The organism is Pseudomonas sp. CBC3, from assembly GCF_037967085.1.
In the GTDB taxonomy this organism is placed as follows: Bacteria; Pseudomonadota; Gammaproteobacteria; order Pseudomonadales; family Pseudomonadaceae; genus Stutzerimonas.
In genome coordinates this window covers 936,692-958,285 of the sequence record NZ_JBANEO010000002.1, presented here as the reverse complement: position 1 = coordinate 958,285, position 21,594 = coordinate 936,692, and the positions used below count along the sequence as shown (strand labels likewise).

The following is a 21,594-nucleotide window of genomic DNA, read 5'->3' as shown; positions in this document are numbered from 1 at the left end:
GGTATTTGAAACAAACGCTGCGCTGTTACCACAGCGCCATGGTGTAGCTCAGGATCAGCCGGGTTTCGTCTATATCGCTGCCGAAATTACTGCGTACGGTCGCGTTGCGCACTTTCAGGCCAAGGTTCTTCATCGGTCCGCTCTGAATCACATAGGCGATGTCAGTGTCGCGTTCCCATTCCTTGCCTTCGCTGGCACGGCCGACGACGTTGACGTTGTCACCGGTCACGTAGCGGGTCATCAGACTCAGACCGGGAATGCCCATGGCAGCGAAGTCATAGTCATAGCGAACCTGCCATGACTTCTCATCTTCGTTACCGAAGTCATTGATCTGCAGCAGATTGATCAGCGAGTTATCGCCGCCGCTGATGTAGGCGAAACCGGTATCGCCACTCATCTTCTGATAGCCGCCAGTGAAGCCATGGCCACCGATCTTGTAGGTGAAGAGCGCGCCGAAGGCGTTGTTGTCGACGTTGCTGCCGCCATCGTCGGTGGAGCGCACGTAGCGCAGATCGGTCTTGAAGCTCTGGTTATCACCGATCGGCAGCACGTGCACGACGTTGAAGTTGTGCTGGTCGTAGATGCCATCCAGCCCGCCGTAGTAGTAGCTGCCGGTCAGTTCTGGAGTGAACTGGTAACGGCCGCCAGCGAAGACGAATTCGTCGCTGGTCGCCGTGCTGCCCAATACGATATTTCTCGAACCGCCGTTGAACACCGCCATTTCTTCGTAATCCGAAGAGTCGCGGTAGCTGACGCGGTCGAGCATGCCCACGTCAACGGTCAGGCCTTCGAGTTCCTTGCTCTGCAACCAGGCGCCGCGGTAGATGTTGGGCAACAGGCGGCTGTCGTTGCGCATCACCACCGGAATGATCGGCTGCAGTGTCCCGACATGGACAGTCGTGTTGGACATCTTTGCTTTGGCTGTAAGGCCTGCCGTGCCGTAATCGTCCTGAGCGCGGTTAGGCGCCTCCCTGTCTCGCTGCAGAATTCCGGTACCCGTACGATCCGGGCTGGAGTCGAGTTTGACGCCAAGCAGACCGAGGGCATCGACACCAAAGCCGATCGGGCCTTCGGTGTAGCCGGACTCGAATTTCAGAATGAAGCCCTGGGCCCATTCCTCGGCCTTGGCCTGGGTGGACTCGCTGCCGCGAAAGTCGCGGTTCATGTAGAAGTTGCGCAGCTCGATGGCCGCTTTGCTGTCGTCGAAAAACGCGGCTGATGCCGTCGTCGACATGCCCAACGCTGTGGCCGCCAGGCTACTGAAGACGAAGAAACGGCTTAGGGGTTTCAGTTGCATAGTCATCTCTCTTGTTATTGTCTTGGTTGATGCAGCTGTTACGACCGGCCTCGCTCCGACCGGTCGGGCTTTACCGCGTTGCGGTAAATCGATCGCTGCCGCTCAGCCTGCGGCAGCCCTGGGTACCCGACCCAGCAAATAGAATTCATCGTTAGGCGGCGTACGCGCCATCGACACCAGGCGGTTGGAAAGGCCGAACAGCGCCGCAATCGAACCGATATCCCAGATGTCATCCAAAGTGAAGCCCAGTTCTTCCAGGCGCGCCTGCCAAATGTCGTCCAGCACGCCGCGCTGCGCAGCCAGATGCAACGCGAAGTCGAGCATCACCTGCTGACGCTCACTGATTGGCGCCGTGCGGTAGTTGACCGCGACCTGATCAGCGATCAGCGCGTCCTTGGCCAGAATGCGCAGGATCGCGCCATGGGCCACCACGCAATACAGGCAACCGTGTTCGGCACTCACCGCCACCACGATCATTTCCTTTTCCGCCTTGGTCAGGCTGTCGGACTCCCTTTCCATCAAAGCATCGTGATAGCTGAAGAACGCGCGAAATTCATCGGGGCGATGAGCCAACATCACGAAGACGTTGGGTACGAAGCCTGCTTTTTCCTGCACCGCCAGAATGCGCTCACGCACATCGGCAGGCAGCGCATCCAGGTCGTCGACCAGCGGGAAGCGACTAATTGCTTGAGTCATCGGCTAACTCCTTATCCGGACATGCAGCGGCTGGGCCTACCAGCAATTCTTATTGTTCAGCGAGCCCGAGCTCGGCCACGCTCACTTCACGCATGCGAAATTTCTGCACCTTGCCGCTGATGGTCATGGGGAAGTCATCGACGAACTTGAAGTGTCGTGGAGTCTTGAAATGCGCAATCTTGCCTTTGCAGAAATCACGCAGATCGTCGGAACTGGCTTCGTGCCCCGGATGCAGCTTGACCCAGGCGACGATCTCTTCGCCGTAGGTCTTGTCCGGCACCCCGATCACCTGAACGTCCGCGACGGCTGGATGAGTGAAGAGAAACTCCTCGACCTCACGCGGATACACGTTCTCGCCGCCACGAATGATCATGTCCTTGTTGCGCCCGACGATCTTGAGATAGCCCTCGTCGTCCATGATTGCCAGGTCGCCGGTATGCATCCAACGCGCACCGTCGATGGCGCCAGCCGTCGCTTCGGGGTTGTTCCAGTAGCCCAGCATTACGCTGTAACCGCGGGTGCAAAGCTCGCCGATCTGTCCGCGCGGGACGATGCGGTTGTGCTCGTCTACCACCTTGCTCTCCAGGTGCGGCTGAGTGCGTCCGACGCTGGTGACACGGCGCTCCAGATCGTCGTCGGCAGCGGTCTGAGTCGATACCGGACTGGTCTCGGTCATGCCGTAGGCGATCTGCATTTCATTGAGGTGCATATCGTCGATGACACGCTTCATCACTTCGATCGGGCAAGTGGAGCCGGCCATGATCCCGGTGCGCAGATGGCTCAGGTCCAGTGACTGACGCTCCGGATGGTCGAGCATGGCGATGAACATGGTCGGCACGCCATACATGCCCGTGGCTTTCTCTTCGGCGGCGGCTTGAAGGGCGGCGAGCGGTTCGAAGGCCGCGCTCGGGTAAATCATTGTGGTGCCGTGGGTCACGCAACCCAGGTTGCCCATCACCATGCCGAAGCAGTGATACAGCGGCACCGGGATCACCAGCCGGTCATGCTCGGTGAGTTTCAGGCTTTCGCCGACCATGTAGCCGTTGTTGAGGATGTTGTAGTGGCTGAGCGTGGCACCCTTGGGGAAGCCCGTAGTGCCGGAGGTGTACTGGATGTTGATCGGATCGTCGAACTGCAGCTGCTCGCCGCATTGACGCAGCTGCTCGGGGCCGACGCCTTCGGCCATCTCCATCAGACCTTTCCACAGCAGCATGCCATCCACCGGTTTGTCGCACAGGCTGATCACGCCGCGCAGCTCCGGCAACATATGGCTTTGCAAGGCGCCCACCGCGGAGCGCTCGAGCTCCGGTAGAAGCTCATGGAGCATCGCGTGGTAGTCGGACGTCTTGAACGCATCGGCGCAAATCAGCCAGCGGCAGCCGGATTGCTTGAGCGCGTATTCGAGTTCGTTGAGGCGATAGGCCGGGTTGATGTTCACCAGCACCACGCCCACTTTCGCCGTTGCGAACTGGGTGATGCACCACTGCGCGTTGTTCGGCGACCAGATGCCCAGCCGGTCCCCTGGCTGAAGGCCGAGCGCCAGCAAACCGCGCGCACAGCGATCCACTTCTTCGGCCAACTGCGCCCAGGTGTAGCGCAGGTTCTGATGACGCACGACCAAGGCCTCACGGTCGGAGAACCGCTCGACTGTCCGGTCGAACGCCGCACCAATGGTCATTGCCAACAGGGGTTTGGTCTGCGGTCCGCAGGTATAGCTCGGAAGACTCATGTCGAAACTCCTCAGTCTTATGTTTGTTATGAGGCCTTGCATTCCCGGAGGCTGGAGTGTTGACAGTCATTCCGGGCATTGGTTACGTTAACGTAAAGGTAACAGCGTGACAACCCACCGCACCCTACCGCTAAAACGGGTGTCGGAATGCAGTAAGAGCGGGGCCGAACGTCGGGTGAATCCATTCCCCCCGGGCGCACGGCACCATCGATCAGAACAATTCCAAGACAGCAGGTGGCGACATGAATTATTCCGGACTCAACTTTGCCCTTGGTGAAACCGTCGACATGCTGCGCGATCAGGTACGCGGATTCGTTGCCGACGAAGTAGCGCCGCGCGCCGAGTCCATCGACCGTGACAACCTGTTCCCCAACGACATGTGGCGCAAGTTCGGCGACATGGGCTTGCTCGGTATCACCATAGACGAGGAATACGGCGGCGCCGGGATGGGTTATCTGGCGCACGTCATCGCGCTTGAGGAAATCAGCCGTGGTTCGGCTTCGGTCGGCCTGTCTTACGGCGCGCACTCCAACCTCTGCGTCAACCAGATCAACCGCAACGGCTCGCCGGAACAGAAGGCGAAGTACCTGCCCAAACTGATCTCCGGCGAACATATTGGCGCGCTGGCAATGAGCGAGCCGAATGCCGGCTCCGACGTGGTTTCGATGAAGCTGCGCGCCGACCGCAAAGGTGACCACTTCATGCTCAACGGCAGCAAGACCTGGATCACCAACGGCCCGGATGCCAACACCTATGTGATCTACGCCAAGACCGACCTGGACAAGGGCCCGCATGGCATTACCGCTTTCATCGTCGAGCGTGACTGGAAGGGTTTCTCCCGTGGCAACAAGTTCGACAAGCTCGGCATGCGCGGCTCCAATACCTGCGAGCTGTTCTTCGATGACGTCGAGGTGCCCGAAGAGAACGTACTGGGCGTCGAGAACGGCGGCGTCAAGGTATTGATGAGTGGCCTGGACTACGAGCGTGTGGTACTCGCAGGCGGCCCGGTCGGGATCATGCAGGCCTGCCTCGACGTGGTGGTGCCCTACATCCATGACCGCAAGCAGTTTGGCCAGAGCATCGGCGAGTTCCAGTTCATCCAGGGCAAGGTCGCCGACATGTACACCCAGCTCAACGCCAGCCGCGCCTATCTATACACGGTGGCCCAGGCCTGCGACCGGGGCGAGACCACCCGCAAGGACGCCGCCGGCGTCATCCTCTACACCGCCGAAGCGGCGACGCAGATGGCCCTGCAGGCAATCCAGATTTTGGGCGGCAACGGCTACATCAACGAGTTCCCAACTGGCCGTTTGTTGCGCGACGCCAAGCTCTACGAGATCGGCGCCGGCACCAGCGAAATTCGCCGCATGCTGATTGGGCGCGAGCTGTTTAACGAAACCAAATAAGACAAAGCAGGTGAGGCGGAACGCGATATCGGTAGGGTGGGCTTCAGCCCACATTCCCCGGCACAGCGGTGGGCTGAAGCCCACCCTACGGGACTGAAGCCCACCCTACAGACAACTTCCAGCTTCCGGCGTGTCAAGTATCGGAGACAATGAATGGCCGTCTTGCGTACCCAAATCAACACCCGCTCACCGGAGTTTGCGGCCAACAGCGCAGCCATGGCCGAGCAGGTGAACAACCTGCGCAGCCTGCTCGGTCGCGTCAGCGAAGGCGGCGGCGAAAAGGCCCAGCAACGCCATGCCGCGCGCGGAAAACTGCTGGTGCGTGATCGCATCAACGCCCTCCTCGATCCAGGTTCGGCCTTTCTCGAGGTCGCGCCTTTGGCTGCTTATGAGGTGTACGGTGAAGACGTCGCCGCCGCTGGCGTGGTCGCCGGCATTGGCCGGGTCGAAGGCGTCGAATGCATGATCATTGCCAACGACGCGACAGTAAAAGGCGGCAGCTACTACCCGCTCACCGTGAAAAAGCACCTACGCGCCCAGACCATCGCCCAGCAGAATCGCCTGCCATGCATCTACCTAGTGGATTCCGGCGGTGCCAACCTGCCGCGTCAGGACGAGGTCTTCCCTGACCGAGAACACTTCGGCCGCATCTTCTTCAACCAAGCCAACATGAGCGCCATGGGTATTCCGCAGCTCGCCGTGGTGATGGGCTCCTGTACCGCGGGCGGTGCCTATGTACCGGCAATGGCGGATGAGACCATCATGGTGCGCAACCAGGCGACCATCTTCCTCGCCGGCCCGCCGCTGGTAAAAGCCGCCACCGGTGAAGTGGTGACCGCCGAGGACCTGGGCGGCGCAGAGGTGCACTGCAAGATCTCCGGCGTTGCCGACCATTACGCCGAAAGCGACGAGCACGCGCTGGCCATTGCGCGCCGCTGCGTCGCCAATCTCAACTGGCGCAAGCTCGGCACAGTCCAGCCCCACCAGCCGCGCGCGCCGCTGTATGCCGCCGACGAGCTGTATGGCGTGATTCCCGCCCAAGCCAAGCAGCCCTACGACGTGCGCGAAGTGATCGCACGGCTGGTCGATGGCAGCGAATTCGATGAATTCAAGGCACTGTTCGGCACCACGCTGGTCTGCGGCTTCGCCACGTTGCACGGCTACCCGATCGCGATCCTGGCGAACAACGGCATCCTCTTCGCCGAGGCCGCGCAGAAAGGTGCGCACTTCATCGAACTGGCCTGCCAGCGCGGCATTCCGCTGTTGTTCCTGCAGAACATCACCGGCTTTATGGTCGGGCAGAAGTACGAAACCGGTGGCATCGCCAAGCACGGCGCCAAGCTGGTCACTGCTGTGGCCTGCGCCCAAGTGCCGAAATTCACCGTCGTCATCGGCGGTAGCTTTGGCGCCGGCAACTACGGCATGTGCGGGCGCGCCTACGATCCGCGCTTCCTGTGGATGTGGCCCAACGCGCGCATCGGCGTGATGGGCGGCGAACAGGCTGCCGGCGTGCTGGTGCAGGTCAAGCGCGAGCAAGCCGAGCGCAGCGGGCAAACGTTCTCCGATGAGGAAGAAACGCAGCTCAAGCAGCCGATCCTCGAACAGTACGAGCGCCAGGGCCATCCCTACTATTCCAGCGCGCGGTTGTGGGATGACGGCGTCATCGATCCGGCGCAGACCCGCGACCTGTTGGGCCTGGCAATTTCGGCCAGTCTCAATGCACCGATCGAGCCGACCCGCTTTGGCGTGTTCCGCATGTAGAAAAAAGCTGAAACGACGCTGGAGGCGTGACGTCCCGCCTCCAGCAAAGGGCCGTAGGCCTTCGCTGCAGGAACCTGATATGAACACGTCCTCCTTTCAAACTATTGAACTCGAATACTCAGCCAAGGGTTTCGCCACCCTCTGGCTCAACCGCCCGGAAAAGAACAACGCCTTCAACGCCGAGATGATCCGCGAGCTGGTGCTGGCCATCGATCAGGTGCAGGCGAACAAGGACCTGCGCTTCCTGCTGTTGCGTGGTCGCGGCAAGCACTTCTCGGCCGGCGCCGATCTCGCCTGGATGCAGCAGTCGGCCAAGCTGGATTTCGAGGCCAACCTCACCGACGCCCGCGAGCTGGCCGAACTGATGTACAGCCTCTACCACCTCAAACTGCCGACGCTGGCGGTGGTGCAAGGCGCAGCCTTTGGCGGCGCAGTCGGGTTGATCGCCTGCTGCGACATGGCCATCGGCGCTCACGACGCGCAGCTGTCGCTTTCGGAGGTACGCATCGGCCTCGCACCGGCGGTGATCAGCCCCTTCGTGGTCAAGGCCATCGGCGAACGCGCCACGCGCCGTTATGCCATGACCGGAGAGCGTTTCAGCGGCGAACGTGCATGCGAGCTCGGTTTGTTGTCCGAAACCTATGCCACGGCCGAACTGGACGATGGTCTTGATAGCTGGATCGACAATCTGCTGCTCAATAGCCCACAGGCCATGCGCGCCAGCAAGGACCTGATGCGTGAAGCCAGCAGCGCTTCGTTGAGTCCGGCGCTGCGCCGTTACACCGAAAACGCCATTGCGCGCATCCGCGTAAGTCCCGAGGGCCAGGAAGGACTGAACGCCTTTCTGGAAAAGCGCAAACCGGCCTGGTTGGGGGACGCTTGATGTCGGTGCTCGTCTGGGACTCCGCCCCCTCTCCCCAGCCCTCTCCCCAAGGGGGCGAGGGGGTTGTTTCGTGCAGCCGATGCTAGCTCGCAGCTACGGCAACCATGCTCGCCTTGCCACGTCAATCAGGCGAGCCACCGTCTGCCAAACAACACCATTCCCACGCCTCACCCCGTCATCCCCTCGCCTCTTTGGGGAGAGGGCTAGGGTGAGGGGAAACATATTCAAGGCCACGCAGGAGCCACAACAATGATTACCACCCTCCTGGTCGCCAACCGCGGCGAGATCGCCTGCCGCGTGATGCGCACCGCCAAGGCCATGGGCCTGACTACCGTTGCCGTGCACAGCGCCATCGACCGTGACGCGCGGCATGCTCGCGAAGCCGACATCCGCATCGACCTCGGCGGCGCCAAGCCGGCGGAAAGCTACCTGCAGATCGAAAAACTGATCGCCGCCGCCAAGGCCAGCGGTGCCCAGGCGATTCATCCCGGCTATGGCTTCCTGTCCGAGAACGCCGATTTCGCCCGCGCCATCGAAGATGCCGGACTGATCTTCCTGGGCCCGCCCGCCTCCGCCATCGACGCCATGGGCAGCAAGTCCGCCGCCAAGGCGCTGATGGAGAAAGCCGGCGTGCCGCTGGTGCCCGGCTATCACGGCGAAGCCCAGGATGTGGAAACCTTCCGCACGGCAGCGGAAAAGATCGGCTATCCGGTCCTGCTCAAAGCCACCGCGGGCGGCGGCGGCAAAGGCATGAAGGTCGTCGAGCGTGAAGCGGATCTCGCCGAAGCGCTGCAATCGGCCCAGCGCGAGGCGCAGTCCTCGTTTGGCGATTCGCGGATGCTGGTCGAGAAATACGTGCTCAAGCCGCGCCATGTGGAGATCCAGGTATTCGCCGATCAGCACGGCAACTGCCTGTATCTCAACGAGCGCGACTGTTCGATCCAGCGCCGCCACCAGAAAGTCGTCGAGGAAGCGCCAGCACCGGGCCTGTCTCCAGAGCTGCGTCGAGCCATGGGCGAAGCGGCGGTCAAGGCCGCGCAGGCCATCGGCTATGTCGGTGCCGGCACGGTCGAGTTTCTGCTCGACGCCCGTGGCGAATTCTTCTTCATGGAGATGAATACCCGCCTACAGGTCGAGCATCCGGTGACCGAAGCCATTACCGGTCTCGATCTGGTCGCCTGGCAAATCCGCGTCGCCCGTGGCGAACCGCTGCCGATCAGCCAGGATCAGGTACCGCTCAACGGCCACGCCATCGAAGTGCGGCTGTATGCCGAAGACCCGGATAACGACTTCCTGCCCGCTACCGGGACGCTCAATCTGTACCGTGAATCCGCTTCAGGTCCGGGCCGCCGTGTCGACAGCGGCGTGGCCGAAGGCGATACGGTGTCGCCGTTCTATGACCCGATGCTCGGCAAGCTGATCGCCTGGGGCGAAAACCGTGAAGAGGCGCGTCTGCGCCTGCTGGCTATGCTGGATGAGACCTACGTCGGCGGCGTGCGTACCAATCTCGCCTTCCTGCGTCGCGTCATTGGCCACCCTGCGTTTGCAGCGGCAGAGCTGGATACCGGCTTCATCCCGCGCCACGAAGCGGAGCTGATGCGCAAGCCTGGCGAGCTGGCCGATGAATTCTGGCAACTGGCCGGTGAACGCTTTGTGCAGACCGAACCGGCCAAGATCCGAGGCGACGATGCCCATTCACCCTGGGCCAGCCGCGACGGCCTGCGTTTCGGTATGCCGACGCAAATTGGTGTGCACCTGATGTGCAACGGCGAAAGCCGGCTGGTAAAGGTAGACGCAGCCTCACGTAGGAGCGACGGGAACGTCTCAGTCCTTGCTCGCGAATCCGGGCGCGCGGCGTCCACCGGAGAAGGGTTCGCGAGCAAGCTCGCTCCTACACAAGCCCTGCGCCAGCCAAAAGCCATCCGCCAGGGCAGCACGCTCTATCTGGAATGGAACGGCGAACTGCAAGCCGTCACCGCCTTCGATCCCATCGCCGAAGCAGAGGCGAGCCATCAGCACCACGGCGGCCTGACCGCCCCCATGAACGGCAGCATCGTGCGCGTGTTGGTCGAGCCCGGCCAAAACGTTGAGGCCGGCACCGCGCTGATCGTGCTGGAAGCGATGAAAATGGAGCACAGCATCAGAAGCCAGCAGGCCGGTGTGGTCAAAAGCCTGTTCTGCGCTGAAGGCGATATGGTCAACGAAGGCGCGGTATTGCTGGAGATGGAGGAAGCCTGACGCGTTCGGATTGGTGGGCTGAAGCGGAACGCCGCCCGGCGCACCCTCATAGCTGTGACACGGCACGTATTGCCCGGCAATTGGTGGGCTAAAGCCCACCCTACGGAAGACAGCACCGTAGAGTGGTACCGGAGGTATTCCGCTTGGGTCCACCGGACGCGTAGGGTGGGCCGGGCGGCGTTCCGCTTCAGCCCACCAGAAACTAATAAGACGCTACGTCGCCAATGGAGCCTTTATGACCCTGCCCAAACACGTCCGCCTGGTTGAAGTCGGCCCGCGCGACGGTCTGCAAAATGAGAAGCAGCCGATCAGCATCGAAGACAAGGTGCGGCTGGTAGACGACCTCAGCGCCGCCGGCTTGCAGTACATCGAAGTCGGCAGCTTCGTGTCGCCCAAGTGGGTGCCGCAAATGGCCGGCTCGGCCGATGTATTCGCGCAGATCAGGCAGAAGCTCGGCGTTACCTATGCGGCCCTGACGCCGAACCTGAAAGGCCTCGAAGCGGCCATCGAAGCCGGTGTGCAGGAAGTCGCGGTGTTTGGCGCCGCGTCCGAAGCGTTCTCGCAGAAGAACATCAACTGCTCCATCGACGAGAGCCTGTCGCGCTTCGCTCCGCTGATGGAGGTGGCGCGCGAAAACGGTATCCAGGTGCGTGGCTATGTGTCCTGCGTGCTGGGTTGCCCCTACGAAGGCGAGATCGATCCGAAGCGCGTCGCCCACGTGGCGCGCGAATTGTTCGCCATGGGCTGCTACGAGGTTTCGCTGGGCGACACCATCGGCACCGGCACGCCGGGCAAAACCCGTCAGCTGATCGAGGCCGTCAGCCGCGAAGTGCCGCGTGACAAGCTCGCCGGGCATTTTCACGATACCTACGGCCAGGCGCTGGCTAATATCTATGCCAGTCTGCTGGAAGGCGTCTGCGTATTCGACAGCTCGGTCGCCGGGCTAGGCGGCTGTCCTTACGCCAAGGGCGCCAGTGGCAACGTGGCCAGCGAAGATGTGCTCTACATGCTCGACGGGCTGGGCATCGAGACGGGTATCAATCTGGATGCGCTGGTCGCTGCAGGGCAACGCATCAGCGATCTGTTAGAGCGGCCCAACGGCTCGCGGGTCGGGCGGGCTCGCAGCAGCACCTGACGCCGCACTTTCTTGTAGGAGGCGCGCCCTCGCGGCGATGCGGAGCGCAGGTCCGCCTGAAGCAGAAGAGCTTCGCCCCGAGGTCGGGCCTCCCACAAAAGCGGCACCTGTAACACCCGGCGCCACAGGTCAGCACAACAAGAGAGGCACGCTATGAACAAGATCTACCCTAGCGCCCAGCAGGCCCTTGACGGCCTGGTCAAGGACGGCATGACCCTCGCCGTGGGCGGCTTCGGGCTCTGCGGCATCCCCGAAGCGCTGATCGAGGCGCTGCGCGACACCGGCAAAAAAGACCTCACGGTGATCAGCAACAACGCCGGCGTGGACGGCTTCGGCCTCGGCGTACTGCTGGAAACGCGCCAGGTGCGCAAGATGATTTCGTCCTACGTGGGCGAGAACAAAGAGTTCGAGCGGCAATATCTGGCCGGCGAACTGGAACTCGAATTCACTCCCCAGGGCACGCTGGCCGAGAAGTTGCGCGCCGGCGGTTCCGGCATTCCCGCGTTCTACACCCGAACCGGCTACGGCACGCTGATCGCCGAAGGCAAGGAAACGCGTCAGTTCAAGGGCGAGTGGTACGTGATGGAAGAATCGCTGACCGCCGATATCGCCCTGATCAAGGCTTACAAAGCCGACAAGGCGGGCAATCTGGTGTTCAACAAGACCGCGCGCAACTTCAACCCGCTCGCGGCCATGGCCGGCAAGGTCTGCGTGGTAGAGGTCGACGAGCTGGTCGAGACCGGCGAACTGGACCCCGACCAGATCCATCTGCCGGGCATCTACGTGCAGCGCATCATCCACAACCCGAACGCCGAGAAGCGCATCGAAAAACGTACGGTGAGGAGCTGATCATGGCCTGGACACGCGAACAGATGGCGCAGCGCGCCGCGCTGGAACTGCAGGATGGCTTTTACGTCAACCTCGGCATCGGCCTGCCGACCCTCGTCGCCAACTACATTCCGGACGGCATGGACGTCTGGCTGCAGAGCGAGAACGGCTTGCTCGGCATCGGCCCCTTCCCCACCGAGGAAGAAATCGATCCCGACCTGATCAATGCTGGCAAGCAGACCGTCACCGCCCTGCCCGGCAGCGCTTTCTTCGACAACGCCATGAGCTTCGGCATGATCCGCGGCGGTCATATCAACCTGGCGATCCTCGGTGCCATGCAGGTGTCGGCAAAGGGCGATCTGGCCAACTGGATGATCCCCGGCAAGATGGTCAAAGGCATGGGCGGTGCCATGGACCTGGTGGCCGGCGTCAGGCGCGTGGTGGTGCTGATGGAACACACGGCCAAGGGCGCGCACAAGATCATCGAACAGTGCGACTTGCCGCTGACCGGCGTCGGTGTGGTCGACCGGATCATTACCGACCTCGGCGTGCTGGATATCACCGAGCAAGGCCTGAAGCTCGTGGAGCTGGCCGATGGCGTGAGCTTCGAGCAGATGCAGGACGCGACCGGCTGCACGATCCATCGCTGAGCTGGTCACGCAATAGCCATGCGCCACTGTGCACGGTTTACGCCGGCGTGTAGCCTTGCCGGCACCTGAAGAACGATACGCCGACTCATCTCGAGCCGATGACATGCAAGATTGGACACCTATGGCAAAGCAGACCTACAGCATTTCCGACCTGGCCAATGAGCTGGATATCACCACCCGCGCCATTCGCTTCTACGAAGAACAGGGCATGCTCTCCCCCACTCGCCGTGGTCAGGAGCGTATCTACAGCCCCAAGGACCGCGTTGCACTGAAGCTCATCCTGCGTGGCAAACGCATCGGCTTCTCGCTGGCCGAATGCAAGACGCTGATCGAACTCTACGACCCTAAGGCGGGCAATCAGAAACAGCTGAACATCATGCTCGGCATGATTGCCGAACGCCGCCAGCAGCTCGAACAACAGCAGCTCGACATTCAGCAGATGCAGCTTGAGCTCGATACGGCCGAAGAACGCTGCCTCAGCGCTCTGAAAGCGACCCTTGGCAAAGAAGCGATTTAAACCGCACTGCTAGTCCGTACTTCACGCCGCTGTCTGGCGTGAAGTCGCATCTCCGTTCCTGCGATGCCGCGACAGACAGGTGCGGCCTCTACACGTCTCGCAGCTCCACCAGTCCAGCCAAGCAGACACTAGTCCAGCATCATGGACACTCGATCACTTCCTCCATTCAGCTGTCCAGCTAGCTGGACACCGGTTCGCTTACGCCCTAGGCTCGACCGCTCTAGAACGGTCTTTCCAGTGTATTTCGCAAGTCAGGCACAGAACCTGCTAAGACATCTGGGCTACACGCCAGAACGCTGATGGATGGATGACTGGAGTCACCTTCTGCTCCGGCTACGCAGCCCGCTGCCGCGCCACGACCTTCTGGTTCCAAAACAAAAAAAACAAGGAAACTGCACATGTCAGCAAAGAAAAAACTGTCCCGTCTCGCCTGTGCCATCGGTGCAACCACCCTTCTCAGCGTCAGTCTGCTCAGCGGCAACGCAATGGCCACCGAGAAAATTCGCTGGCAGGTACCGCTTGCGTTCCCATCCCATCTCATCGGCTTGACCACACCGGTCAAACACCTTTCCGAGTCGCTCAAGGCGATTTCGGGCGGCGACATCCAACTGCGCTACTACGAACCCGGCGAGCTGGTACCGCCCTTCGAAATCATGGATGCGGTGAGCAACGGCAAGTATCCGGCCGGCTACACCTGGATCGGTTACGACCAGGGCACAATCCCAGCGCTGCCACTGTATTCCGGTGCTCCGTTCAACATGGAGCCGCCGGCCTACATTGCCTGGTACTACGAGGGCGACGGTAAGAAGCTGCTCGAGGAGATCTACGCCGAGCGCAACATCCACCCGATGCTGTGCAGCATCATCGGTCCGGAAGGCGCCGGCTGGTTCGCCAAGCCCATCGAGAAGCTGGAAGACATCGACGGGCTGCGCATCCGCTTCGCCGGCATCGGCGGCAAGGTGCTAGAAAAGCTCGGCGCCTCGGTGACCATGGTGCCGGGCGGTGAGATCTACCAGGCGCTGGAACGCAAGACCATCGACGCCACCGAGTTCTCGCAGCCAGCAGTCGACAAGATGCTGGGCCTGGATCAGATCATCAAGAACTACATCATGCCCGGTTGGCACCAGACGCTGACCACCTCGCACCTGCTGGTGAACAAGGATGTCTGGGACAAGCTGGAGCCCCAAAGCCGCGCACTGATCGAGATGGGCTGCGAATCCGCCACGCTCAAGGGCTTTGCCGAAAGCGAGTGGGCTCAGCCGACCGCCCTGCGTGATTACGAGCAACAAGGTGTGAAGGCTCAAGTGCTGCCTGAAGAAGTGCTGCGCGAGCTCGAGCGCGTCACCAACGAGGTGCTCGACGAAATGGCTGCGGAGAACGAAATGTTCAACCGCGTCCTGACCAGCCAACGCGAGTTCATGGAGCACCACTCCATCTGGCACGGCAAGGGCTACCTGCCGCGCGATTACTACAAGTACGAGTAACCGCACGAGTCGAGGGGCGCAGCGCGGCTGTGCCCCTTATTTCAAGCGGGCCGTTGCCGTACCTGTGTAGTTGCGTCGCGTGCCCGTGCTGGATTTGCCGAGGTCGTCATGTCCGTTCACCCCGTTTCCCCCAACGACGCGGCGCCCGCCTCTGCCAAGGCCGAGCTGCCGCATAATCGACTGTCTTACTGGCTGGACAGGGCCTTGGTCGCCATCGGCGAACTCAGCGCCTGGCTGTGGGTGCTGTGCCTGCTGGTGGTGCTGACCAATGTGTTCAGCCGTTTCGTCCTGGCGCGTGGCTCCATTGCGCTGGAAGAGTTGTCCTGGCACCTGTTTGGCGCCGCCGTATTGCTTTCCCTGGCCTACGCCGTGGTACGCGACGACCACGTGCGGGTCGATGTGTTGAGCGAGAAATTCACCCTGCGCAGCCGGGCCATCATCGAGTTGCTGGCTATCGCGTTCCTTGCCTTGCCTGTCGTTGTGCTGATGGTCGATGCGCTGATTCCCTTCGCCTACCAGGCGTTCATCTACAACGAACGCTCGCAAGCGCCAAGCGGCCTGCCGCATCGCTTTATCTTCAAGAGCACATTGCCGCTGGGCTTGATGCTCCTGGCGCTGGCGCTGTTCTCCAAAGCCACGCGCTGCAGCACGCTGTTGTTCAAATTCCCACGGGCCATTACGGCCTCTCCGAATGACCGCGACCGCGGCCATCCGCAGCCCTGATGGAGTAGCCGTAATCATGGGTCTGGAACAAATACTCGTCATCGGCATGTTCGCCAGCTTCATGGTGCTCCTGCTGCTTGGTTTCCCCGTCGCCTGGTCACTGGCCGGCATCGGGCTTCTGTTCGCCGTTCTCGGCTATGTCATGGTCGAGCATTTCGATGCCGATCTCTGGTTCACTTGGGAAGGCACCATCGGCGTGCTGGACGCCCGCATCTACGGCATCGTCGCCAACGAACTGATGGTCGCCCTGCCGCTGTTCATCTTCATGGGCATCATGCTCGACCGTTCCGGCATCGCCGAGCGCTTGATGCACAGCCTGGTCCGTGTGCTCGGGCCATTGCGCGGCGGCTACGCCGTGACGGTCGTGCTAGTGGGCATTCTGCTTGCCGCGTCCACCGGCATCGTCGGCGCTTCGGTGGCGCTGCTCGGCATGCTTTCGATCGGCCCAATGCTGCAGGCCAAATACAACAAGAGCCTGGCCGTCGGTACTGCCTGCTCGGTCGGCACGCTGGGCATCCTGATTCCGCCAAGCATCATGCTGGTGCTAATGGCTGATCGTCTTGGCACCTCCGAAGCTTCGGTGGGCAAACTGTTCATGGGCGCGCTGATCCCCGGCATGATGCTGGCTGCGATGTACATCCTCTACATCGTGATCGTTGCCTGGGTAAAAAAAGACTTCGCGCCTGCTCCGGCCAACCGTCCCAAGCTCGACGCGCGCGCGCTGCTCGACGTCTTCTTGGCCGTGGTGCCGCCCTTCGTGCTGATCCTGGCTGTGCTTGGTTCGATCTTCTTCGGCATCGCCACGACCACCGAAGCCTCCGCTGTCGGCGCATTCGGCGCGGTACTGATGGCCGCTTGCAGCCGCAGGCTGAATCTCACCGTGTTGAAGGAAGCGCTCTACCAGACCAGCCGCACCTCCGCCTTCATCTTCGGCATTTTCATCGGTGCCACGGTGTTCGCCGCAGTGCTGCGCGGCCTGGGCGGCGACGATGTGATACGCGATGCACTCACCGGATTGCCGTTCGGCCAGACTGGCGTATTGCTCACGGTGCTATTCATCACCTTCCTGCTGGGGTTCTTCCTGGATTGGGTGGAGATCACCTTGATCGTTCTGCCGCTGGTAGCACCGGTACTGTTCTCGATGGGCGTCGATCCGCTGTGGTTCGCGATTCTTTTCGCACTGTGCCTGCAAACCTCGTTCCTGACACCACCGGTAGGCTTCGCCCTGTTCTACATCAAAGGCGTCTGTCCGCCAGAAGTGACCACCCGCGACGTCTATCTCGGTGTATTGCCGTACATCCTGATCCAGCTGCTCGGCCTGGCGCTGGTGTTCTTCTTCGAGCCGCTGGCGACGTGGTTGCCCAATGAGGTATATGCGCGCTAGCGCCCTCGCCCCGGCTGCCTTGCCCGAGGCAGCCGGGGCCTTCCATAATCGGTCGGAACCCAAACGGACATCCCTGCCCATGGCGATTGCGCGCAACGACCTCGATCACAATGGTTTGATAATCGGCGTCTCCCCGGAGCGCTTTCGCGCCGTGGCGATGCCGCTGCTGTTCGATCACCTCAACGCCCAGTGCGAAGGCACCATTGCGGTCAACCGCCAGGCGCGCATCGTCTGGATCAATGACAAGTACGCCGCAAAGGTTGGCATCAGCGACCCACGCAGCGTGCTTGGCAAGGAAATCGAAGAGGTGCTGCCAGCCAGCCGTCTACGCGAGGTCATGGAAAACGGGCTGCCCAGCATGCTCGACCTGATGGCGTTCGGCGATGAGCATTTCGTGGTGACTCGCATCCCGCTACGGGACGAGGACGGCACCTTGGTCGGCGCGCTGGGCTTCGTGCTGTTCGACCGGGCGCAGCATCTCAGACCGCTGATGTCCAAGTTCAACGTTCTGCAGACGCAGCTGGTCGCGACCCAGAACGAGTTGGCCAAGGCCCGACGCGCGCGTTACACCATTGCCGGCTTCATCGGTACCAGCCCAGCCGCCAGCGAGGTCAAGCGTCAGGCCCGTCGCGCGGCACAGCTTGACGCCACGGTGCTGATCCGCGGCGAGACCGGCACTGGTAAGGAATTGCTCGCCCAGGGCATTCACAACCTTTCGCCACGGGCCAATGGCCCTTTCGTCGCGGTCAACGTCGCGGCCATCCCCGAAACCCTGGTGGAGGCCGAGCTGTTCGGCACCGCTCCAGGCGCGTTCACCGGTGCGGATCGCAAGGCGCGTATCGGCAAATTCGAAGTCGCCAACGGCGGCACGCTATTCCTCGATGAAATCGGCGACCTGCCCATGCCACTGCAGGCGAAACTGCTACGGGTGCTGCAGGAACAGGAAATCGAGCCGCTGGGCTCCAACCAGGTCAAACCGCTCAACGTGCGGGTGATCGCCGCGACCCACATCGATCTGGAAGCCAAGGTCGCCGCCGGGCAATTCCGAGACGATCTCTACTACCGCCTCAATGTCCTAGCGCTCAAGGTCCCATCGTTGCGCGAACGCGCCAGCGACATTCCTGCGCTTGTCGAACATCTGCTCGATGACATCGCCAATCGATCCGGCCATGCGCCGATGGAACTCACGCCCGAAGCCGTAGCGCTGCTCTGCGGCCAACCCTGGCGCGGCAACGTTCGCGAATTGAGCAACCTGCTGGAGCGGGCCCAATTGAATGCCGATGGCCTGCCACTGGAATCGCGACATCTACTCCCGTTGCTTGGCGAGCAGAGCAACAGCGCGGCATCTGTGCCGCCAACAGTAATGCCGCTCCTCACCGAACCATCCGCCTTGGAAGAGGCGCCGCTTCAGCTGCTGGCCGAGAGCATTGCTCAGGCCGAACGCCGCGCGCTGCAACATGCACTGCGCACCTGCAAAGGCAACCGTCGCCGTGCCGCCGTCGAGCTGGGTATTTCGCGTGCGAGCCTGTATTCGAAACTGCAGCTGCACGGGTTGAGCGAGCGTTAGCCTTTCGTGACACAAGACGCCATCGGCTCGGTGGCGTACAGCCTGCCTCGCAACCCTCGACGACGTGTCTCATCCGGCAATGCTTTCTCTAGCGCTGAAAATGCTCTATGGCCTGCGGGCTTTTTCGCCGCGAGGTCGCGCCTCCCACAGAGTCAGGTGCATCTGCCTGCTTTCGTGGGAGACCCGACCTCGGGGTGAATGTGCTTAAGTGAACGCCCCGCCCACCACCCCCGAAATGCTCAGGCAGAACTGCCGATAATCTGGACGAATCACCATGAACGACCCAATGGCGCCGGCCAGGCTTGAACTGGACGGCGCACCGGGGCCTATCAGGCATTCAATCGTTCGATCTGACCACCAAGCTCTTGCGCCAATAGCTGCAGCTCGGTACTGGCGGCGCGAGTTCGGGTGACCGTCTGCCCGGCGGAACTGGCGGTGTCGCGGATGCCGTTGACGCTACGATTGATTTCCTCAGCCGTAGCGGTCTGTTCCTCCGCGGCCGTCGCGATCTGCAGGTTCATGTCGTTGATGGTCGAGACCGCCACGGTGATAGCGCCGAGCGATTCACCCGCGCGCGCGGCCTGTTCCATCGTCGATTGTGCCTTTTCCGCATTGCGAGCCATGCGCTCGACGGCTGTGGTCGCGCCTGACTGGAGCCGCTCGATGATCGCGTGGATCTCTTGAGTCGAACGCTGGGTACGCTGCGCCAGCGAGCGTACCTCGTCGGCCACCACCGCAAAACCGCGTCCATGCTCACCCGCGCGGGCTGCCTCGATAGCGGCATTGAGCGCAAGCAGATTGGTCTGTTCGGCGACACCATTGATCACGTCGAGCACCGTGCCGATGTCGTAGGAATCCTTCGCCAGTTTCTCCACGACCGAGCGCGCTTGCGACAGATCGCCGGTCAGGTCCGCGATTTCCTGCATGGTCTGCTCGACCATCCGCCGACCTTGCGCGGCCTCTGCTTCTGTCTGCTTGGTCGAATCAGCCGCGAGACTGGCGCTACGCGCCACTTCCTGCACCGTGGCGACCATTTCGTTCATGGCGGCGGCCAGACTGATGGTTTCGCTTTCCTGCCGCTCGGCATCGCGCTGGGCGCCTGAGGTGATCTGAGACAAATCTTCGCTGGCGGTCATCAGCTTCAGGTTGGCCTGGGTCACCTGGCCAACCACGCCGCTGGCGGCCTCCATGAGCGTATTGAAGCTGCCGGCCATCTGCGCGAGTTCGTCGCGACCTTGTGTCGGTAGGCGTACGGTCAGGTCAGTGCGGCCCTCGGCAGCCTTTTCCAGGGTGGTTACCGTTTCACGCAGGGGCCCGGTGATGCTGCGGATCAACAGCATGCTGAATCCCGCGAGCGCCGCGAGAATAAGCGCGCCGACGAGCAACGCGGTCGTCACCTCTCGGTTCACGGCCGAATCGATATCGGCGGGGTGAATACCGCTGGACACCATCCAACTCCACGGTTTGAAACCACGTGCCTCGGTCAGCTTGAGCTCGGGCTCGGTGGCGCCCGGTCGCGGCCAAAGATATTCGAGCCGCATGGAGCCGTTGCTGCGCACTCCGTCCACCAGCTGCTGCACGAATGGCTTGCCGGCCTTGTCCTTCAGATCACGCAGATCGCGACCGACCAGTTGCGGGCTGACCGGGTGCATTAGCCAGACGAAATCCATGTTGTTGATCCACAGATAGTGGTCGCCCAGATAACGGATGGTGCCGATCACTTCCATCGCGCCGGTTTGCGCCTCTGGCAGCGTGATTTCACCAGCGCGCGCTTTGCCCTCGTAATGCTCCATCACCCGTACGGCGGTGGTCAGTGCCGCATCCACGGCGGCCATTTTTTCTTCGGTCAGACTGCGTTGCAGACTGGCCACCATCCACCAGGTGAACAGAACTACGACCACACCGAAACCCAGGGTAAGCATCCAGACCCGCTGACCGATACGAAACTGACGAAAGAAGCTGTTCATCGAGACGTCATCCTTATGAAGGCAGCGCGCCAACCATTGGCGAACCGCAACTGCTCACCAGCGCACAGAGCTCAGGCGCCGTTCCTAAGTGCGTTAACGTGAAGAGTTGCCGCAAAGGTCGATCAAGGCCGCAGCGTCACTGCGCCAGCCAGCCGCCATCGACGTTCCAGGCCGCGCCGCGTACTTGCTTGGCGGCGTCGCTACAGAGAAACAGCGTCAGATCACCCAGCTCCTCGGGCGTGACGAAATCCAGCGAAGGCTGTTTCTCCATCAGCAGCTCCCGCGTCGCGCGGGCCGGGTCGCCATGGGTTTGCGTCTTGCTGTCGATCTGCTGCTGTACCAGCGGCGTCAGTACCCAGCCTGGGCAGAGCGCATTGCAGGTGACTGCCGTGGATGCAGTTTCCAGTGCGACCGTCTTGGTCAGCCCGATCACCCCGTGCTTGGCGGCCACGTAAGCCGATTTCTGCGCCGAAGCCACCAGGCCGTGAACCGAGGAGATGTTGACGATCCGCCCCCAGTTGCGCTCGCGCATGCCCGGCAGCGCCAAACGCATGGTGTGGAATACCGAGGACAGATTGATGGCGATGATGCTGTCCCAACGCTCGACCGGGAAACTTTCGACCGGAGCGACATGCTGAATGCCGGCGTTGTTGACCAGCACATCGAGGGACCCGAAATTACGCTCGGTCTGGCTGACCATCTCGGCGATCTGTTCGGCGTCGGATACGTCGGCTGAGTGATGCAGCACACGGGTGCCATAGACGGACACTCGGGCGATAGCCGCCTCCACATCGCCGAAGCCATTGAGCATCACGTCGGCACCCGCCTCTGCCAGCTTGCAGGCGATGCCCAGACCGATCCCGCTGGTCGAGCCGGTGACCAGGGCTGCTTTGCCTTTCAGAATCATGGCTGTCTCCGATTGCTGCGGGTAACGATCAGGGCAGCAGTGCACATGGCACCCTGATGACAATCAGAGTAGCGGCTGTTACGAAGCATGCTGGGCGGGATAATGGTGAAGCGGGACGGTCGGGTGCCGGCGGCTGATCCGCCGAAAAATGTGCGTAGGGCATTCATGTACGGTTTTCCTTATTGTTCTGATCGCGCCGGCCGCACCGTCGAAATGCATCGACGGTGCGGCACGGAAACAAGCGAGACCGGAAAACCAGAGCGAAAGCCATGCCAGAGCGGCGAGCGGCCGGGCAAAAAGGTCGAGACGCCCGCGATAGCGGGCGTTCGGAACGAGAAGATGGGTGTCCTTACCCTTCAGCCAGTTAGTGCAATGTCCAGCATTTTGTACATGCTCACAGAGCGACACATACCGGCGAGCCC

Annotated in this window: 16 protein-coding genes and 2 pseudogenes; 12 read left to right on the top strand and 6 right to left on the bottom strand. The window is 61.7% G+C overall.

From position 1 onward, the window contains the following. Positions 1–25: 25 nt before the first annotated feature. The 3 genes from V6943_RS11615 to V6943_RS11605 all read right to left on the bottom strand — a co-directional run bounded on the left by V6943_RS11615 (position 26) and on the right by V6943_RS11605 (position 3,722). Positions 26–1,297, bottom strand: coding sequence for an OprD family porin (locus V6943_RS11615; protein ID WP_181103850.1), 1,272 nt, complete (start codon positions 1,295–1,297; stop codon positions 26–28). A 102-nt stretch (positions 1,298–1,399) separates the two neighbouring features. Continuing rightward, on the bottom strand, positions 1,400–1,993 hold the full coding sequence (locus V6943_RS11610) for a peroxidase-related enzyme (RefSeq protein ID WP_340553549.1): 594 nt from the start codon (positions 1,991–1,993) through the stop codon (positions 1,400–1,402). Positions 1,994–2,042: 49 nt separating this feature from the next. Continuing rightward, positions 2,043–3,722: an AMP-binding protein gene (locus V6943_RS11605; RefSeq protein WP_131648615.1), complete on the bottom strand. Its 1,680-nt coding sequence runs from the start codon at positions 3,720–3,722 to the stop codon at positions 2,043–2,045. A gap of 242 nt (positions 3,723–3,964) precedes the next feature. Between V6943_RS11605 and V6943_RS11600 the strand changes: the two genes are divergently transcribed. The 12 genes from V6943_RS11600 (at position 3,965) to V6943_RS11545 (ending at position 18,298) form a co-directional block, all read left to right on the top strand. Next, positions 3,965–5,128 (top strand): isovaleryl-CoA dehydrogenase, encoded by a 1,164-nt coding sequence (locus tag V6943_RS11600; protein ID WP_340553548.1) that lies wholly within the window; start codon positions 3,965–3,967, stop codon positions 5,126–5,128. A 153-nt stretch (positions 5,129–5,281) separates the two neighbouring features. Beyond that, positions 5,282–6,889 (top strand): carboxyl transferase domain-containing protein, encoded by a 1,608-nt coding sequence (locus V6943_RS11595; RefSeq protein WP_340553547.1) that lies wholly within the window; start codon positions 5,282–5,284, stop codon positions 6,887–6,889. A gap of 79 nt (positions 6,890–6,968) precedes the next feature. Beyond that, positions 6,969–7,772: a gamma-carboxygeranoyl-CoA hydratase gene (locus V6943_RS11590; RefSeq protein ID WP_340553546.1), complete on the top strand. Its 804-nt coding sequence runs from the start codon at positions 6,969–6,971 to the stop codon at positions 7,770–7,772. Positions 7,773–8,021: 249 nt separating this feature from the next. Further along, positions 8,022–10,010, top strand: a complete 1,989-nt coding sequence (locus V6943_RS11585) for an acetyl/propionyl/methylcrotonyl-CoA carboxylase subunit alpha (RefSeq protein WP_340553545.1) — start codon at positions 8,022–8,024, stop codon at positions 10,008–10,010. Positions 10,011–10,245: 235 nt separating this feature from the next. Then, positions 10,246–11,145, top strand: coding sequence for a hydroxymethylglutaryl-CoA lyase (locus tag V6943_RS11580; protein ID WP_340553544.1), 900 nt, complete (start codon positions 10,246–10,248; stop codon positions 11,143–11,145). 153 nt (positions 11,146–11,298) lie between these two features. Continuing rightward, positions 11,299–11,994 (top strand): CoA transferase subunit A, encoded by a 696-nt coding sequence (locus tag V6943_RS11575; RefSeq protein ID WP_340553543.1) that lies wholly within the window; start codon positions 11,299–11,301, stop codon positions 11,992–11,994. Positions 11,995–11,996: 2 nt separating this feature from the next. After that, entirely contained in the window at positions 11,997–12,623 is a 627-nt protein-coding gene (locus V6943_RS11570) for a CoA transferase subunit B (protein WP_340553542.1), read from the top strand. A 121-nt stretch (positions 12,624–12,744) separates the two neighbouring features. Beyond that, complete coding sequence (locus tag V6943_RS11565; protein ID WP_181103872.1) at positions 12,745–13,140, top strand: MerR family transcriptional regulator; 396 nt, start codon at positions 12,745–12,747, stop codon at positions 13,138–13,140. Between the two features lie 398 nt (positions 13,141–13,538). Next, positions 13,539–14,624: a TRAP transporter substrate-binding protein gene (locus V6943_RS11560; RefSeq protein ID WP_197444722.1), complete on the top strand. Its 1,086-nt coding sequence runs from the start codon at positions 13,539–13,541 to the stop codon at positions 14,622–14,624. A 108-nt stretch (positions 14,625–14,732) separates the two neighbouring features. Continuing rightward, the gene (locus tag V6943_RS11555) at positions 14,733–15,347 is read left to right on the top strand and encodes a TRAP transporter small permease subunit (protein WP_181103876.1); all 615 of its coding nucleotides are present in this window, start codon (positions 14,733–14,735) and stop codon (positions 15,345–15,347) included. Positions 15,348–15,363: 16 nt separating this feature from the next. Next, positions 15,364–16,731: a TRAP transporter large permease gene (locus V6943_RS11550; RefSeq protein ID WP_131648604.1), complete on the top strand. Its 1,368-nt coding sequence runs from the start codon at positions 15,364–15,366 to the stop codon at positions 16,729–16,731. A 79-nt stretch (positions 16,732–16,810) separates the two neighbouring features. Further along, entirely contained in the window at positions 16,811–18,298 is a 1,488-nt protein-coding gene (locus V6943_RS11545; protein ID WP_340553541.1) for a sigma-54 interaction domain-containing protein, read from the top strand. A gap of 329 nt (positions 18,299–18,627) precedes the next feature. On the opposite strand, the pseudogene V6943_RS20440 reads toward V6943_RS11545, so the two are convergent. The 3 genes and pseudogenes from V6943_RS20440 to V6943_RS11535 form a co-directional block, all read right to left on the bottom strand. Beyond that, positions 18,628–19,224, bottom strand: a pseudogene (locus tag V6943_RS20440) (methyl-accepting chemotaxis protein); the annotation flags it as partial. A 267-nt stretch (positions 19,225–19,491) separates the two neighbouring features. Continuing rightward, positions 19,492–20,133, bottom strand: a pseudogene (locus V6943_RS20435) (cache domain-containing protein); the annotation flags it as partial. A gap of 268 nt (positions 20,134–20,401) precedes the next feature. After that, entirely contained in the window at positions 20,402–21,172 is a 771-nt protein-coding gene (locus V6943_RS11535) for a 3-hydroxybutyrate dehydrogenase (RefSeq protein WP_340553539.1), read from the bottom strand. Between the last annotated feature and the right edge of the window lie 422 nt (positions 21,173–21,594).

Excerpts from the sequence above, each read along its gene's own strand:
- V6943_RS11615 (WP_181103850.1), bottom strand. The coding sequence starts at position 1,297 with ATGCAACTGAAACCCCTAAGCCGTTTCTTCGTCTTCAGTAGCCTGGCG.
- V6943_RS11610 (WP_340553549.1), bottom strand. The coding sequence starts at position 1,993 with ATGACTCAAGCAATTAGTCGCTTCCCGCTGGTCGACGACCTGGATGCG.
- V6943_RS11605 (WP_131648615.1), bottom strand. The coding sequence starts at position 3,722 with ATGAGTCTTCCGAGCTATACCTGCGGACCGCAGACCAAACCCCTGTTG.
- V6943_RS11600 (WP_340553548.1), top strand. The coding sequence starts at position 3,965 with ATGAATTATTCCGGACTCAACTTTGCCCTTGGTGAAACCGTCGACATG.
- V6943_RS11595 (WP_340553547.1), top strand. The coding sequence starts at position 5,282 with ATGGCCGTCTTGCGTACCCAAATCAACACCCGCTCACCGGAGTTTGCG.
- V6943_RS11590 (WP_340553546.1), top strand. The coding sequence starts at position 6,969 with ATGAACACGTCCTCCTTTCAAACTATTGAACTCGAATACTCAGCCAAG.
- V6943_RS11585 (WP_340553545.1), top strand. The coding sequence starts at position 8,022 with ATGATTACCACCCTCCTGGTCGCCAACCGCGGCGAGATCGCCTGCCGC.
- V6943_RS11580 (WP_340553544.1), top strand. The coding sequence starts at position 10,246 with ATGACCCTGCCCAAACACGTCCGCCTGGTTGAAGTCGGCCCGCGCGAC.
- V6943_RS11575 (WP_340553543.1), top strand. The coding sequence starts at position 11,299 with ATGAACAAGATCTACCCTAGCGCCCAGCAGGCCCTTGACGGCCTGGTC.
- V6943_RS11570 (WP_340553542.1), top strand. The coding sequence starts at position 11,997 with ATGGCCTGGACACGCGAACAGATGGCGCAGCGCGCCGCGCTGGAACTG.
- V6943_RS11565 (WP_181103872.1), top strand. The coding sequence starts at position 12,745 with ATGGCAAAGCAGACCTACAGCATTTCCGACCTGGCCAATGAGCTGGAT.
- V6943_RS11560 (WP_197444722.1), top strand. The coding sequence starts at position 13,539 with ATGTCAGCAAAGAAAAAACTGTCCCGTCTCGCCTGTGCCATCGGTGCA.
- V6943_RS11555 (WP_181103876.1), top strand. The coding sequence starts at position 14,733 with ATGTCCGTTCACCCCGTTTCCCCCAACGACGCGGCGCCCGCCTCTGCC.
- V6943_RS11550 (WP_131648604.1), top strand. The coding sequence starts at position 15,364 with ATGGGTCTGGAACAAATACTCGTCATCGGCATGTTCGCCAGCTTCATG.
- V6943_RS11545 (WP_340553541.1), top strand. The coding sequence starts at position 16,811 with ATGGCGATTGCGCGCAACGACCTCGATCACAATGGTTTGATAATCGGC.
- V6943_RS11535 (WP_340553539.1), bottom strand. The coding sequence starts at position 21,172 with ATGATTCTGAAAGGCAAAGCAGCCCTGGTCACCGGCTCGACCAGCGGG.